Origin of the sequence: Bacteroides timonensis, from assembly GCF_000513195.1 — a bacterium.
Taxonomy (GTDB): domain Bacteria; phylum Bacteroidota; class Bacteroidia; order Bacteroidales; family Bacteroidaceae; genus Bacteroides; species Bacteroides timonensis.
The window spans coordinates 1-15,357 of record NZ_CBVI010000072.1 but is presented as its reverse complement, the minus strand read 5'-3'; the positions used below and the strand labels follow the sequence as shown (position 1 = coordinate 15,357).

13 protein-coding genes are annotated in these 15,357 nt (G+C 45.8%); 6 read left to right on the top strand and 7 right to left on the bottom strand.

Annotation, left to right across the window (positions count from 1 at the left end; all coding sequences use genetic code 11):
- Positions 1–498 (top strand): DUF4469 domain-containing protein (locus BN161_RS13570; RefSeq protein WP_044267091.1); only part of this gene is annotated, 498 nt, incomplete at its 5' end.
- Between the two features lie 146 nt (positions 499–644).
- Here BN161_RS13570 and BN161_RS13565 read toward each other — a convergent pair.
- A complete protein-coding gene (locus BN161_RS13565; RefSeq protein ID WP_044267085.1) occupies positions 645–1,541 on the bottom strand; it encodes an Rpn family recombination-promoting nuclease/putative transposase in 897 nt (298 codons plus the stop codon).
- A 237-nt stretch (positions 1,542–1,778) separates the two neighbouring features.
- Here BN161_RS13565 and BN161_RS13560 point away from each other — a divergent pair, with 237 nt between their 5' ends.
- On the top strand, positions 1,779–3,440 hold the full coding sequence (locus tag BN161_RS13560) for an AraC family transcriptional regulator (RefSeq protein WP_052356286.1): 1,662 nt from the start codon (positions 1,779–1,781) through the stop codon (positions 3,438–3,440).
- A 93-nt stretch (positions 3,441–3,533) separates the two neighbouring features.
- Here BN161_RS13560 and BN161_RS13555 read toward each other — a convergent pair whose 3' ends face one another.
- Together BN161_RS13555 and lipB are read right to left on the bottom strand one after the other, a co-directional pair.
- Complete coding sequence (locus BN161_RS13555) at positions 3,534–5,255, bottom strand: ATP-binding protein (RefSeq protein ID WP_044267090.1); 1,722 nt, start codon at positions 5,253–5,255, stop codon at positions 3,534–3,536.
- A 255-nt stretch (positions 5,256–5,510) separates the two neighbouring features.
- Positions 5,511–6,179, bottom strand: coding sequence for a lipoyl(octanoyl) transferase LipB (lipB, locus tag BN161_RS13550; protein ID WP_044267083.1), 669 nt, complete (start codon positions 6,177–6,179; stop codon positions 5,511–5,513).
- A 62-nt stretch (positions 6,180–6,241) separates the two neighbouring features.
- Between lipB and BN161_RS13545 the strand changes: the two genes are divergently transcribed.
- Positions 6,242–7,081, top strand: coding sequence for a helix-turn-helix domain-containing protein (locus BN161_RS13545; protein WP_044267081.1), 840 nt, complete (start codon positions 6,242–6,244; stop codon positions 7,079–7,081).
- Here BN161_RS13545 and BN161_RS13540 read toward each other — a convergent pair.
- From BN161_RS13540 to BN161_RS13525, 4 genes are all read right to left on the bottom strand, one after another.
- Positions 7,078–9,285 (bottom strand): heavy metal translocating P-type ATPase, encoded by a 2,208-nt coding sequence (locus BN161_RS13540; RefSeq protein WP_044267079.1) that lies wholly within the window; start codon positions 9,283–9,285, stop codon positions 7,078–7,080. The genes BN161_RS13545 and BN161_RS13540 overlap by 4 nt on opposite strands.
- Positions 9,286–9,701: 416 nt before the next feature.
- Complete coding sequence (locus BN161_RS13535) at positions 9,702–10,013, bottom strand: heavy-metal-associated domain-containing protein (protein WP_044267078.1); 312 nt, start codon at positions 10,011–10,013, stop codon at positions 9,702–9,704.
- Between the two features lie 42 nt (positions 10,014–10,055).
- The gene (locus BN161_RS13530; RefSeq protein ID WP_044267087.1) at positions 10,056–12,272 is read right to left on the bottom strand and encodes a TonB-dependent receptor; all 2,217 of its coding nucleotides are present in this window, start codon (positions 12,270–12,272) and stop codon (positions 10,056–10,058) included.
- Positions 12,273–12,572: 300 nt separating this feature from the next.
- On the bottom strand, positions 12,573–13,031 hold the full coding sequence (locus BN161_RS13525; RefSeq protein WP_044267076.1) for a hypothetical protein: 459 nt from the start codon (positions 13,029–13,031) through the stop codon (positions 12,573–12,575).
- A gap of 87 nt (positions 13,032–13,118) precedes the next feature.
- Between BN161_RS13525 and BN161_RS13520 the strand changes: the two genes are divergently transcribed.
- From BN161_RS13520 to BN161_RS13510, 3 genes are read left to right on the top strand one after another with little or no spacing between them, the layout of a single operon-like run.
- A complete protein-coding gene (locus tag BN161_RS13520) occupies positions 13,119–13,982 on the top strand; it encodes a DUF3298 and DUF4163 domain-containing protein (RefSeq protein WP_044267073.1) in 864 nt (287 codons plus the stop codon).
- 16 nt (positions 13,983–13,998) lie between these two features.
- Positions 13,999–14,619 carry a 16S rRNA (guanine(527)-N(7))-methyltransferase RsmG gene (rsmG, locus tag BN161_RS13515; RefSeq protein ID WP_044267071.1) on the top strand — a complete coding sequence of 207 codons (621 nt, stop codon included), beginning with the start codon at positions 13,999–14,001 and terminating at the stop codon, positions 14,617–14,619.
- Positions 14,620–14,650: 31 nt separating this feature from the next.
- Positions 14,651–15,289: an MBL fold metallo-hydrolase gene (locus BN161_RS13510; RefSeq protein WP_025833002.1), complete on the top strand. Its 639-nt coding sequence runs from the start codon at positions 14,651–14,653 to the stop codon at positions 15,287–15,289.
- Positions 15,290–15,357: the final 68 nt, after the last annotated feature.

Genomic DNA, 15,357 nt, shown 5'->3' with positions numbered 1-15,357 from the left:
GAAATGCGCCAGGCACTGAATGAAGCGGAACTGGATGTGGAGATTCAGAAGTCCGCCAGCGGGCCGCAGCTCTACGCCGTGGTCAGCGCACAGGACGCGCAAAGCCCCGATGCCGCCACACGCGGAGAAGGCACACCCGTGGGCGCAGGCGAAGCATGCATCATCAAGGGCAAGAACCTCAAAGTGGGCGGCACGGGCGCAGAAATAGGCGTGACGCTGACGCGCCAGGACGGCAACACCGCCGAAACCTACTTCTTCCCGCTGAAGAAGCTGTATCCCAACACGCCTACGCAGGTAGGTTTCGTGATGCCGGCAGGGGCAGCGGAAGGCTCGGTGTGGAGTGTGAAGCTGTGCACACAGCTTAGCGGCAACGGAAAGGATGTACTGAAAGAGCCCCGCACAGTGACAATGGCGGACTACTTCGTAGTGGGCGAAGTAAGCGAAACTCCCGGAGGCGGCGAAAACGGCGGTGGCTTAGACGAAAATCCGTTAGGATAAGAGCAACGGGCTCGGTAGTAAGCGAGCGACGGGCTCGGTGGTAAACGAGCGACGGGCTCGGAAAAAAAGAAAAGCCCTGCAAGCTGCGGAAACATGATTCGCGCGGCTTGCAGGGCTTCTGTAAAAAGAAGATTAAACGCCCCCGGTCAGAATTGGTTTATCTCTTCAACGGAGAGTCCGGTAATTTGCGAAATGACTTCAGGGGAGATATCCAGCGATTTCATGTTTCGGGCGTTTTTTCTTTTCTCTTCTGCAATTCCTTCAACACGACCTTTCTCAATTCCTACCTCAATTCCTTCTTCACGCCCTTCCATGCGTGCCGTGTTCACGGCATTCACAATATCCCGGTACGACTTGACGCTCGTCTCATAATCCCTCAACTGTTCCGGCGTAAAACGTCCTATCTCGGCAGCTTCGAAAAGGCGGGTAAAAACACGCTCCTGCAGTGCCGCCGGACGCTTGAGCAGACGGGAAAGGTTGCGGAGCACATACATCCACTTTTCAAACGGAGTCTCCAGTTCGTCTTCCGTTTTCTTGAACTTGGGGAGTTCCAGATAAATAAACGTCAGCTTGTCGAAAAACACCGTCTTGCGTTCCACGTCCATCAGCTTCACTTCGTGATGGTAGTAATTCTCGGAGTCACGGTCTTCATCGAACACAAAGTTCAGGATACCGATGGTATAGACAGCTTTCAGGCGGAAGTCCCAGTCGCCACGGACGGCCTGTTCACGAATAGGAAAGGTGGAGTAGTAGACGCTACGGTCTTTGAAGAATTGCTGGAAGACGTTCTGCATCTCTACGATAAATTTCTCGCCTTTATCGTTCTCGCAAAACACATCGAAGATGGCGCGACAGCTGCCATTATCATCTCCCAGATGCTCTCCGTTCAGGTAAGTGACATTCTCTATCACTTGTTGCCCCTGAAACAACGCGTTCAAGAAGCCCATCAGGAGATCCTTGTTCAGTTCCGTGCCGAAAAGGAGCTTAAATCCGAAATCGGTCTGCGGGTTCAGGTAGCGTTCTTTAAAGTTCTCTATCATCATGATTACTAATGTTTTTTTGCAAAGATAGCGCAAACCGAATGCAGAACAAAATGAACGAGTTCATTTTGTTCTGCTGAGGTGCAGCCTATCTTCGCTTTTTGTTCATCCGGAAAATTCCCATTCATCTTTGCCACTTCATAAAAAATCACTTATTATTCTTACTTTCTCTTTATTATTGTTTTATATTTGTATCTCTTTTAAGTTAACACAATCAAAGGTAACTCAAAACATGCAAATATGTACAAGAACACTATTATTATTTTATTCCTGTTGCTAATGGGCCTCCCCCTGAAGGCCGAAAGTCCCCAACACACTGCCGAAGACATCCCCGACAGCCTCCTCACCGAAAAACACATCACCCATCTGCACCTCACCGCCCCCGACAGCGCCCTGCTACTGCTGGACGAAGCCGAACGACGCCACACGCCAGGCATGGAGCTATTCCGCATAGACCTGCTGCGCAGCATGACATATGGAAGCAAATCCATGTACACCCTGTGTGAACACTACATACGTCGGGCACTGGCCAGCGACTCCGTGCAATTGGTACCCAAACGTAAACTCCGCGCCCTGAGCCAACTGACCATAACATTGGAACAACGCAATATGTACGAAGAAGGCATCCGTACAGCCAACGAGACATTGATACTTGCCCGCCAACTAGGGCAATCGATCGTCGAAAGCCAACTCCTTTCCACCATCGGACGAATGTACATCGGCATGCACCGCCCAAATGAAGGCATCAACTACATGAAACAAGCCATCAACCGCTTGCAGCATACGGAAAACCTGCGCGAATTGGTGCGAATATCCGAAGCCTACGGCGATCTCATGACTACCCTTACCGACAATAACCGTTTACAAGAGGCCATTGAAGCCGGCCTGCAACGCGCCGGGATTATCCACCGCATGAGCCAACTGTCCGGCCCCCCACCCGGATACATCGACCGGCAATATGCATACCTCTACTCTAAAATGGCTTACATCTACCAGTTGGCTCACCAACCTGCAAAAGCCGAAGAAGCCTACCGCAACTATCTATCTACCAACTATGCACATTCTGCCTGGGGACAAAGCGAAAGTCTTCCTTACCTGATAAATGAAGGACGCTATCGCGAAGCAATACAAATCAACCAGAATATACAGAAATTCTTCCAAGGGCAGGATACCATCAATTATGCTTATCTGATAATGCTGAACCGATTCGCCCAATCCTATCGCGGGCTACAACGACATACCCTCTCTGATGCCTACCAACAACGCATCACCGTGCTGACAGACAGCATCTACAGCCGCGAAAAGGAAAGCCGCGCACAGGAATTTGCCGCCATTTTTGACACACAGGAGAAAAAAGTCCTCATTGCACAACAAGGCTACCAACTGAACTCATACCGCATATTGACGTACAGCGTCAGCCTCATCCTGATGCTATCCCTCTCCTTCTTGTTGATAAACTACAGGCATTTGCGTAAAATTCGTGAGAAGAATCACGTAGCTGCAAGGCAGATTGACGAGTTACTGGCACAGCGCAAACAACTGCGCCAACTATGGCAGGAAGAGCTGGAAAAGAAGAAAACAGATGAAGCTGATGAGACTGATGAGGCAGAAGAAAACGAGCCAACAGCCGCCGAACTGCGCAACAGGCACATTTTCCAGAAGATGGAGAACAGTCTGTTGAGCGAAAAGGCTTACCTGAATCCTGACTACGGGCGAGACAACCTGCTAGAGCTGACAAATTTAAACAGAAACCGATTAACGGAAATTATTAAGGAACACACCGGTTTTACGCCAAACACATACCTCAACCATCTGCGCATAGAGCATGCGGTGTATCTGATGAAAACATATCCCCACTACTCCATCGAATCTATTGCTTTTGATTCAGGATTCAATAGTTAAGAATACGTTCTATACGGTTTTCCGTGAAGTGTTCGGTATGACACCGAGCGAGTATAAGAAGGAACAGGAGCAAGAACAGAAATAGAATTTGGGTCACACCTCCCAGCATTTCCAACCGCGATTGGCACAAATGTAAACCACATAGGTACGCACGTGGTAGTTCGGAAAATGCCTCAGCGTATCTTCGGCATAGCGGTGCACTTGCTCTACGTGTTCGTTCAGGGGAGCATCCAGCGCCAGCATTTTCTCGGCATCCTTTGCCTTGTAGTATTTGAATTCTACCAAGCGGTCGTCCGTATAATAGTCGGTGCCCGGTATGCCGGTCATTTCAAAGTCGGCACGTCCTTCGGAGTTATTTTGCTCGATGGCGAAAGTATAACAACTACTCAGGTAGCGCGACACCAGTTCGAAAAAAGAACAGCGGATGAAGTTTTCATTTATCTTATCGAATACCTGCGCGGGGAACTGGCCGAGGTATTGCTCGAAATAGTTCTGCACAAGAGGTTCCAGTACGCGGTCTTCAACAAAGCGCTCGTAAGTAGGCACGTATCGGTTGGCACCGCCGTCTATACGATTTATTACGTTGTAGTAGTCCATATAGATGCTGCGCATGGTCAGGTTGGGAAGGGACATGCGGAAGTTAGTCTGTAGCGTCGTCATTCCCAGATAGAAGAGGCTGACAGGGTAGAAATTCTTATCGAAGAACTTCTGCTTGTTGAACTTGCTGGAGAGGTCGGCCACGTTGTACGCCAATCCGTTGTCCATTAACAAGGCATCCAGCATTTCCTTTGAGTTCTCCAGCGAGAGGGTGAGCCGACGCAGCCAACCCACATCGGTACGCAGGTTCTCGTCTACCAGTTCTTCGGGGACTTCACCCTTGTTGACAGCAAATTTCTTCAAGAAATAAGTCAGTATTGTTGCATTGAACAGCTTTTCTCCTCGGGGACTGAAACGGTAACCGTCGTAGTTATTCACTATGAGCTGCCAGATTTCATCATAACGTTCCTGACTTCCGGTGTACTTATCGAGCACGTAGCGCAGGTACACACCCGTTTCAGCATACGTGAAGCCCAGCATATTGATAAAGTCGTTTTCCAACGTCAGTATTTCGGCAATGTTGTAGCCGCTGGTCAGGTCGTCCATCGTCACGGGCAGCACTCCGGTGCAGAAGCAGGTACGGATGCTACCTTCGCCGATACCGGCCTTGATTACTTTGAAGAAGGTACGCAGGAAGCTATCTTTGGTGGTGACTTTTTCGTATAGCGGATCGTTATAGGAAGTCAGCAACTGGTTGGTGAAGTTGTCATATTCATCTATCAGGACATATACTTTAGGCAATCCGTGTTCGCGGGCATATCCCAGGGCTTCTTCCAGCATCTGTGCAGCGTTGTCACGAGAAGAGAACTGAAAGTCACCGAAAAGGTCGCGGTTATGTGTTACCATAATTTCGGCGGGTATACGGTTCAGAATATTAAAATTGGCTTCCAGCCCTTCCATGCTATCCGCCATCACCATCTTCGAGAAATCGTAACGAACCACCATGTACTGGTTATGCTCCGGCGTAGGGTTGCTGCCTATATATGTTCCGCCAAAAAGTTCATCGAAGCGACCGGCCAAAGTGCGATCATAATAGTGAGCCAGGGTAGATATCAACAGACTCTTGCCGAAGCGGCGGGGACGCAGAAAAACGGGGGCATTATAGAACTCCAGACGTGGAATATATTCTGTCTTATCTACATAATAAAAACCGCGGCCGCGTAAATCAGCAAAATCGGCTACCGCGTAAGGGATTGTCATACTTGTTTGATGATTCATATTCATTTCAGCTTTTGGTGACGACTACAAAGTTACGAAAGTTTTCTGTATTCATTTCATTCCATATACAGAAATGATAATTTAGCGGCTTCGCCGCTAAATTAAGTTACGAGCTACGAGCTACCAGTAACGAGTTGCTGCGCTGTACTCGTGGGTGAATAATAATTCGCCCGGCTATCACGCCGAAAGGTACTTGTCACTTGTAGCTTGTAGCTCGTTACTTATCGCGCAAAGCGCGATAAATTCCCATTTTAATCACACCCGCTCAGTCAGCAACCGAATAAGCTCCTGCGCAAGCCTTTCCTTTACTTCCTCCATCGTCACTTCCCTCTTCAACTCCTGTTGCAGCGAAGTGACGTCCTTATCTATAAATCCGCAGGGATTGATATAACTAAAATAGCGCAAATCCGTGTTCACATTCAGCGCCAGTCCGTGCATAGTAACATAATGGCTGCTGCGCACACCGATGGCACAAATCTTACGGGCACGCGGCGTATCACCTTCCAGCCACACACCCGTGGCTTTCTCCAACCTCCCGGCAGCAATGCCATAAGAGGCACATACACGGATGACGGCTTCTTCCAGCAGGTGCACGTATTCTTTCAGCCCCAGAGAAAACTCTTCGAGATTCAGAATAGGATAGCAAACCAACTGTCCCGGTCCGTGATAGGTAATATCTCCACCCCGGTCGATGTGATAAAGCGTAGCCCCTATCTTCTGAAGCTGTTCTTCACCCAGCAACATATTTCCTTCTTTTCCGCTGCGTCCCAAGGTATAGACATGCGGATGCTCGCACAAAATTATATGATTCTCATACCCCTCCCCTGCCTGCTTGGCACGGACAAGAGCATCAAACCACTCCGTTTGCCGAATCCATGCATCGGCATACGGAATAATATTCCAGTCTGTTACATTCAGTTTCATGCCGACAAAGTTAAGACTTTAGGGATAAAATCGTATATTTGCCGACAGCAAAATGAAAAAAGATGAAACATAACTTCCCACAAGTAGATTTGCCGGTTGAAATGCTGGCATGGAGAGATGTTACAGAAGATATTCTGAATCTCTATCGCCAGTCATGCCGTCTGAAGGCATGTATTTTTGCATTATGCACTGAAGGGACCATTACAGCATCCATCAATCTGATGGAACATAAAATAAAAAAGAATGATCTGATCATTCTGATGCCGGGAACTATCTTACAGCTCAATGAGCAAGTAGAAAAAGTACGGCTTTGCTTCGTAGGTTTCTCCAGTCACTGTGTCAACGGTATTAATCTATTGCAGGCTACGATGGGATCTTTCTCCAAAATATGGGATAATCCGATTGTAAATGTCAGCGATTTAATAGCATCCTATTTCGTAGATTACTTCGCACTGCTGACACGCATATCAATTTCTCATCCTACCACTACCAGTACTGCAATGGCACAAAGCGTACTCCACAGCATTTTGCTTGGAATCAACGCTCTTTATGCCAATCGCCCGCAAAGCATTCTTGCCAAAAGCCGCAAAGAGGAAATCTGCCAGAAATTCGTACAACTGGTTATTGAAAATTATATGACTGAGAGACGCGCTCAATTCTATGCCGACAAGCTGGGCATTTCATTGCAGCATCTCAGCACTACCGTAAAGCAAGTAACAGGAAGGAATGTACTCGAAATTATTTCGCATGTGGTGATTACAGACGTCAAAGCACGGCTGAAATCCACAGATATGACTATTCAGGAAATAGCCTATTCACTGAACTTCCCCAGTGCCTCTTTCTTCGGAAAGTACTTTAAGAGGCACATGGGGATGAGTCCGTTGGAATATAGAAATAGTTAGTATCTCAGGCGAAGGCTGTTCAAGACTACCGATACACTGGAAAATGCCATAGCGGCACTTGCCAACATGGGATTCAGCAATAATCCATTGATTGGATAAAGTAATCCGGCAGCAATAGGAATACCTATCAGGTTGTAAATGAATGCCCAGAACAGATTCTGATGAATCAAGCGCACCGTCTGCCGGGAAAGATTGAATGCTTTCGGCAACAGCAACAAATCCGAAGTCATAAGAGTGACCATTGCCACATCCATGGCAATGTCCGTTCCTTTACCCATGGCAATGCTGACATCGGCACAAGCCAAAGCCTGTGAATCATTGATACCATCACCCACCATAGCTACCGTCTTTCTCTGAAGTTGAAGCTGGCGTACAAACTCTTCCTTATCATCCGGCAAAGCATCGGCAATATACTGGATATTGCCCAGTCGAGCGGCAACAGCGGAAGCAGTACGTTCACCGTCTCCCGTCAGCATATAAACTTCAATACCCTGGGTACGGAGTTCGCGAACAGCCTCAGCGGAAGTCGCCTTTATCTGATCTTTGATAGCAACAATCGCAAGCAATTCATCCTTACGGCCAAAGTAAACGATGCTACAACCGTCCGACTCGTATTGAGCCAGCATTTCTCCCAAAACATCAGTCAGGGTGGCATGGTAATCTTTCAACAACTTGTGGCTGCCTGCCCAATACTCAGCACCCTGATAAGTCACTTTAATACCCTTACCGGTAATACTTTCAAAACCATCCAGAGTTGCAGGAACAATGTTCTCTTGTTCTTGCAAGGCAGTGACAATAGCACCAGCCAGCGGATGCTCCGATTTAAGCTCGGCAGCCAGAAGAATATCTTTATAATGTTCTTCCTGCGGCTGTGCCCATAACCAACCGGTAACGGTAGGATGTCCTTCAGTCAATGTACCGGTCTTATCCAATACCACAACATTTACCTTTCGCATCTGTTCCAGTGCCACAGCATCTTTTATCAGAATATGATGATCGGCAGCCTTACCGATACCTACCATCAAGGCCGTAGGAGTAGCCAATCCCAATGCACAAGGGCAAGCAATCACCAATACGGAAACCGCCGACAGCATGGCATGTGAAAGCATATCCACACCACCAAAGAACATCCAGATAAAGAATGTCAGGACAGACAAACCCAGTACGACAGGAACAAAGATACCTGTCACTTTATCTACAATACGCTGCACGGGAGCCTTACTGCCTTGCGCTTCCTGCACCATACGGATGATACGCGCCAGCACAGTCTCTCCACCTACTTTCTCGGCACGGATAATGAACGATCCCTTCTGATTGATGGTTCCGGCCAACACATGCGAGCCAATCTTCTTTTCTACCGGAATAGGCTCACCGCTTATCATGCTTTCATCTACATAAGAGTCACCTTCAGTCAGAAAACCATCCACAGGGATTTGCTCGCCGGGGCGGACGCTCACCAGATCATCGATGTTCAATTGGTCCAGAGGTACATCCAGTTCTTTACCATCGCGTACTACACGGGCTATCTTAGGTTGCAAACCCATCAGTTTGCGGATAGCAGTGGAAGTATTTCCCTTCGCACGTTCTTCCATGAGTTTACCTGTCAAAACGAAGGCGATGATAACCACAGCAGCTTCGTAATAGACATGAGGCTCCAATCCACGGTTATACCAGAAATCGGGGAAGAAAGTATTAAAGACGCTGAACAGGAAAGCAATGGATGTACTTAGTGCCACCAGTGTATCCATATTGCTGCGTCCCAGACGTGCTTGTTTCCAGGCACCGGTATAGAACGGTGTACCGAACAATACCAATACAGGAATAGCAAGCACCATCTGTATCTCGTTAGAATAAGGTACATGCATGAAGACCATGGAAAGCAACAACAGGGGAACAGCAAAAATCCACGCTCCTATCACCCGCGTTTTCAGGCGACGATAGCGTTTCTGTTGTTCTTCCTCCTGACGTTCTTCAACATGCTCTTCCTCAATGATGAGGTCATAGCCCGCAGCCAGTACGGCAGCACGAATTTCTCCGGGTGTCAGTTTGTCCGTCTCATAGGAGACAGACAGTGTATTGGAAGCAAAGTTGACCGAAGCATCTGCAACGCCCACCAACTTGCGAACTGTCTTTTCTACGTTATTGGCGCATCCCGCACAATGCATGTTCAGCACGGGAAACGTCTGTTTTTTTAAATTACCCATATATATATATTGTTTTTAAATAAGTACTGTATCATAATTAAATGATAATTTATCGGCTTCGCCGCTAAATTAAGTTACGAGCTACGAGCTACCAGTAACGAGTTGCTGCGCTGTACTCGTGGGTGAATAATAATTCGCCCGGCTATCACGCCGAAAGGTACTTGTCACTTGTAGCTTGTAGCTCGTTACTTATCGCGCAAAGCGTGATAAATTCCCATTTATAGTACAAAACAATTTTAAATATCTACTTATTCAGAAAACTAATAGAACACAAATTACGCGAATACAGATTTCGCTACAAGCACGAAACAAGAATTCGTGTAATTCGCGTAATTTGTGCTCTACTCAGAGAGAATCAGGCGTCGTTACCCAATTCTCTCTTTTATAACAACAATCTCTACAGGTCGTTTGTTCGACTATTTTTTATCCTCTCGCTTCGTCTCCTTCACGAATTCGGCTTCGTAGTTGAACTTCTTGAAACCGGCTTTCAGTTTGTCCACAGTTGTCTTTTCAGCATCATATGTGATAGAAACTGTTTTCGTTTTCAAGTCTGTAGAGAAATCTTTTACTCCTTTCTCAAATTTAATGTTGCTCTTCACTTTCTTTTCGCAATTCTCACAATGCATCTGTGAAACTTTAAAGACAGCAGTACGGATGTCTTTTGCCATTACCGCCGTTACACTCAATAAAGCTACTACAAGGGCAGCCATCATTCTCTTTGTTTTCATAAATACCTCCTTATTTATTAGTTAATAACATTTTAAGTTAGACTAGTTTCTTGCCAAGTTGAATCTCAGCCCGACATACGCTTTCGCCCCGTGCATCGGTCCCCACACCATGGTAGCATCGAAATTCTCTCCCCATGGGTTAGAAGCATCGATTATCGGATTCTTCTGCTTAAAGTTCGTCAGGTTCTCACCACCGATATAAACAGACCAGCGACGGAAATAGCGCGTCACCTGCGCACTGAGTTGCTGGAAACTACCGTAACGACGCTCCCACGAAAGACTTCCGTCAGACAGTTCATAAGGATCGGGCATCCTTCCACCACCATTCAACTGCAAGGTAGCATCGAATTGCCACAAGCCCAGAGGAGTCTGATAAGAAGCAGTCAACAAGCCTTTATATTTACCAGTAAGTGGCTTCTCCATTAACTTACCATTATAGGTAGTTTTCGCGTCCGTCAAACGGTAAGCCGCAGTCAAAGTGAAGCCTTTGAACAACGGATAATTGGCTTCTACCTGGAACACGTGCGAATAAGAACGCCCATCCAGATTGTAAAAAGCCACTTCATGCGGATTGCTGTCCATATCCACTACTACCTGTTTCAGAAAATCCGTATAGTAATATTCTGCATTCACATTCAGTGTCTTACCGAAAAGGGGAATATAAGTCGAAACACTCGCACCGTAATTCCACGCTTCCTCCTGGTCCAGATGAGAAGCAATCTTCATCTTGCGGCTACTTGCCAGAAAATAGTTATTCTCCGCCAATACATGATTCGTACGATATCCCTTGCCGGCAGACAAACGGAAGTGCAGATATTCATTCGGATTATATTTGACGTGGGCACGCGGCGTCACAAAGAAGCCGTACTCACTACTGTAATCTCCCCGAATACCTCCCATCAGCATCAACTGATCGTTCAGATTGAATGTATATTGGACATAAGCTCCCGGAACAGACTCCTTCACAAATTTCTTCGTCAGCCCCTCTTCTGCCTGATTCGTCAGCCGATAGTTCTGATCATAGCCATCATAGTTGAAACTTAATCCGGCAGACAGGCTATGCTGTTTACTGAGTTCTGTTTCAAACAGCAGCGAAGCATAAAAATTACTCTGATCCACATCATACAGTTTACGCCCGTAATTGGCATCCTGATTATGCAACGTTCCCTGTAAAATCAAAGCAAGATTCGTATTCTTCTCTTTGTCGAAGATATAAGCATTTTTCGTGAACGCTTCGTAACGATTTGTTTTGATACCTATTTCATACAGGTCATGCGAAGGAGTGTTTCCATGTGCAATCTGACCGCTGTTACGAGTCTCATGCAACGCCTTTATACCTGCCTGAAATACATAGTGGTCACCCATATATGCCCATCGATTCCAGACATTATATTGCTCTACACGAGGTATATCTACAAAACCATCATCATTAGAGTCATGAGATTTCGTCTCATTCTCATAATGCGCCAACAAAGAAGTACTCCATCGCTTCGACAACTTTACCGTAGCATCCGCATTGGCTTCATAGCGGTTCGTACTACTGGCAAAAAGATTTGCCGACACCCAATCCGCTTCCGGCAATTGAGGCTTCTTGAATTCTACATTGATCTGTCCGGTTATGGACTCATATCCATTCTTCACGGACGAACTTCCTTTGCTGACCTGTATACTCTGCATCCACGGCCCAGGTACGTATCCTAAACCATAAGGAGCGGCAGCCCCCCGGAAATTGGGAATATTTTCAGTCATCATCTGCACATACGTACCGGAAAGTCCTAACAGTTTAATTTGTTTGGCTCCCGTAGCTGCATCCGAGTAACTGACATCCACGGAAGGATTCGTCACAAAGCTCTCTCCCAGATTACAGCAAGCCGCACGTGTCAGTTCGGCACTACTGATCATATCTTCATTCATCACACTGGTACGCAGTTTCATAGTTCCCAGTTTGCGGGTCACTACATTTACTTCACTCAGTTCCACTCCTTCACGGAGAACAATATCAAGTTGTTGGTTTCCTTTGTCTACATGTATCGTGTCATTCTCAAAACCAATAAAACTAACCACAAGCATGTGGCTACGAGCAGGCTTATGAATGGAAAAATTACCGTCTTCATTGGTAGTTACTCCATTGGTTGTATTCATCCAAAACACATTCGCTCCCGGAATAGGTTCTCCGGCAGCATCTTTTACGACACCTGTTACTTGCGCCTGCAAAAAATTAAAAGTAAAAAGTGAAATTAATAAGAATATATATTTCATATATCTGAATTCATTTATTAAGGGTACAAAAATAGGATATATTTCGTGCAACAAGGTTGCAAGACTATCCAGCTATCAATTTTTTAAAAGAGAACGTGCAAAGAATCCTCCATTTCGTCCGTACTATCTCCGTACTATCTCCGTATTGCCTCCGTACTATCTCCATACCATCTCCGTATCACCTCCGTATTATCTCCGTACTCTTAGATACGGACAAACTACGGACCAGACACAGTTCAGATATAGCTTTGGATAGAACCGGGCAGGAAGGAAAACACTTCTCCTGCACACCAATTGATTTTAAATAATGAGAACAGAATATAAGACCAGATACTGCCTCGAACTATCAGGATGCGGAGGTACGGCATACGACACCTCTTTCAATTCCCTCGTAGGCAAGGAGTATTGGAAATCCGGCAATACTTCGCAGAAAAGTTGAATGACAGGTACGGTTATAACAGGACTTTCACATGAATATTTCACCAAATCCACTTTATAAAAAGTAGCCGTACAGCCTTCGTCTTTGCAAGATTTTTCCGGTTTATGAGAAGTTTTATGAGATTTATGGCATTTAGCACAGCCATTGGTGCAACATGCTTGCGCTGTCTCGCAGCGGGCACAACAATAATGGACTATAGAAACTCCTGCCCCTGCAGAAACAACCGTCAGGGACAATAAAACTGCCAATATGTAACGAAGTCTCTTCATATCCGGTGCAAAGATAGCCAGATAAAAGCATTCATACCTATCTTTTTTCATTTTTTATATGTTCTATTCGTTAATATGTTCTATATTTGTCGATAACGAACTGATATCGAAATGTTGAATTTAACGAAGAAAGTCCAAATGAAAAAGCAATATGTCAGCCTACTTGTCATTCTACTTGCGGCAAGTGGCTTTTTATTTTCTTGCGGTAACACTGTGAACAAAAGCGCGGGTGCGCTGGAGTTTGACAGTATACAGATAAATGAGGTAACCCACCTCTTCGGAGACACTGCGAAGCCCGGCTGCAACATCATCATCAACTTTGCATACGCTAATAAGTCGTCCGACGAAAAGCTGAAAGACAGTCTGAACACCTATTTCCTTTCAGACTGTTTCGGAGATAAATACATGACTCTGAAACCTGAAGAGGCGGTAAAGCTTTACAAGGAAACCTATATCAAGGATTACCTGAAAGATTTAGAACCGATGTATGCCAAAGATGAAGCTGAAAAAGAAGACTCAGCTTCAATATTAGCTTGGTATTCTTATTATAAAGGTATTGAAAGCCACGTGCAGTATTATAAAAAACATCTGCTGGTTTACCGCATCAACTACAATGAATATACCGGAGGCGCACATGGTATTTATATGTCTACTTTCCTGAATATGGACCTGCGCACCTTGAGCCCGATACGTCTGGATGATATTTTTGTAGGAGAATATCAGGAAGCTCTCACCGATTTATTATGGAACCAGCTCATGGCAGACAATAAAGTTACTACACGCCAGGAAGTGGAGGATATGGGCTATACAAGTACAGGAGACCTGGAACCGACTGAAAACTTCTACCTAAGTCCCAAAGGTATCACCTTCTATTATAACATTTATGAAATTGCTCCTTATGTGATGGGCCCGGTAGAAATTACCTTGCCTTATGAGATCATGTCGCATCTGCTGAGTGATGATACTATGGTATTGAACGAAATAAGAAACGAGAATTCATAAATCATAAATTATTCATATGGAAATCATTCTAAAGTACTTCCCAGACCTCACAGAGGCGCAGAAGCAGCAATTTGCGTCCCTCTATGATCTCTATACGGACTGGAATGCAAAAATAAACGTCATATCACGTAAAGACATTGAAAACCTGTACGAACACCACGTACTCCATTCATTGGGTATAGCTAAAGTGATTCGCTTTACTCCCGGCACCCGCATCATGGACCTTGGAACAGGCGGTGGTTTTCCAGGTATTCCCCTTGCCATCTTATTCCCTGAGGTGAAGTTCCATCTTGTTGACAGCATCGGGAAGAAAGTACGTGTAGCAACGGAAGTAGCCAACAGCATCGGACTGAAAAACGTGACTTTCCGCCATGCACGTGCTGAGGAGGAAAAGCAACTTTTCGATTTCGTTGTAAGCCGTGCCGTGATGCCGTTGGCCGACTTGCTGAAAATCATCCGCAAAAACATCGCTTCCGAGCAACACAATGCTATGCCCAACGGACTGATCTGCCTGAAAGGTGGTGAGCTGGCAAATGAAGCCATGCCTTTCAAGAATAAGGCCATGATGTATGATCTGAAAGACTATTTCGAAGAAGAATTCTTTGAAACGAAGAAAGTGGTTTACGTGACGACTTAATCACAGAAATAATGACTAACATATACCTATCATGAAAATAAAAAGGTTTGAGTTTAATATGTTCCCTGTAAACTGTTATGTTCTGTGGGACGACACTCTTGAAGCTGCCGTGATAGATCCCGGTTGCTACTATGAGGAGGAAAAACAAGCGTTGAAGAACTTCATTCACAAAAATGGTCTGAACGTAAAGCACCTCCTTAATACGCACCTGCATCTGGACCATATCTTTGGAAATGCTTTCATGGTCAAAGAATTCGGTCTGCCGGTGGAAGCCAACAAAGCCGATGAATTCTGGATTGACGAAGCTCCGAAACAAAGCCGCATGTTCGGTTTTCATTGGAACGAACTGCCCGCACCGATAGGACACTATCTTCATGACGGAGATATCATCAACTTCGGTAACACTACGTTGGAAGCTATCCACGTACCGGGACATTCACCGGGTAGCCTTGTTTACTACTGTGCCGCAGACCATTGTATGTTCTCCGGTGACGTACTTTTCCAGGGCAGCATCGGACGTGCCGACCTTACCGGTGGTAATTTCGACGAACTGAAAGAGCACATTTGCAGCCGCCTGTTCATACTGCCCAATGAAACGATTGTCTATCCCGGACATGGCGCCCCGACCACTATCGGTATTGAAAAGGCAGAAAATCCGTTCTTTAGATAAATGATAATTTAATGTACTTTCTTTTGCCTTGATGCAAAAGAAAGATACCAAAGAAAAAATCAAGGCTG

Excerpts from the sequence above, each read along its gene's own strand:
- BN161_RS13565 (WP_044267085.1), bottom strand. The coding sequence starts at position 1,541 with ATGATGATAGAGAACTTTAAAGAACGCTACCTGAACCCGCAGACCGAT.
- BN161_RS13560 (WP_052356286.1), top strand. The coding sequence starts at position 1,779 with ATGTACAAGAACACTATTATTATTTTATTCCTGTTGCTAATGGGCCTC.
- BN161_RS13555 (WP_044267090.1), bottom strand. The coding sequence starts at position 5,255 with ATGAATCATCAAACAAGTATGACAATCCCTTACGCGGTAGCCGATTTT.
- lipB (WP_044267083.1), bottom strand. The coding sequence starts at position 6,179 with ATGAAACTGAATGTAACAGACTGGAATATTATTCCGTATGCCGATGCA.
- BN161_RS13545 (WP_044267081.1), top strand. The coding sequence starts at position 6,242 with ATGAAACATAACTTCCCACAAGTAGATTTGCCGGTTGAAATGCTGGCA.
- BN161_RS13540 (WP_044267079.1), bottom strand. The coding sequence starts at position 9,285 with ATGGGTAATTTAAAAAAACAGACGTTTCCCGTGCTGAACATGCATTGT.
- BN161_RS13535 (WP_044267078.1), bottom strand. The coding sequence starts at position 10,013 with ATGAAAACAAAGAGAATGATGGCTGCCCTTGTAGTAGCTTTATTGAGT.
- BN161_RS13530 (WP_044267087.1), bottom strand. The coding sequence starts at position 12,272 with ATGAAATATATATTCTTATTAATTTCACTTTTTACTTTTAATTTTTTG.
- BN161_RS13525 (WP_044267076.1), bottom strand. The coding sequence starts at position 13,031 with ATGAAAAAAGATAGGTATGAATGCTTTTATCTGGCTATCTTTGCACCG.
- BN161_RS13520 (WP_044267073.1), top strand. The coding sequence starts at position 13,119 with ATGAAAAAGCAATATGTCAGCCTACTTGTCATTCTACTTGCGGCAAGT.
- rsmG (WP_044267071.1), top strand. The coding sequence starts at position 13,999 with ATGGAAATCATTCTAAAGTACTTCCCAGACCTCACAGAGGCGCAGAAG.
- BN161_RS13510 (WP_025833002.1), top strand. The coding sequence starts at position 14,651 with ATGAAAATAAAAAGGTTTGAGTTTAATATGTTCCCTGTAAACTGTTAT.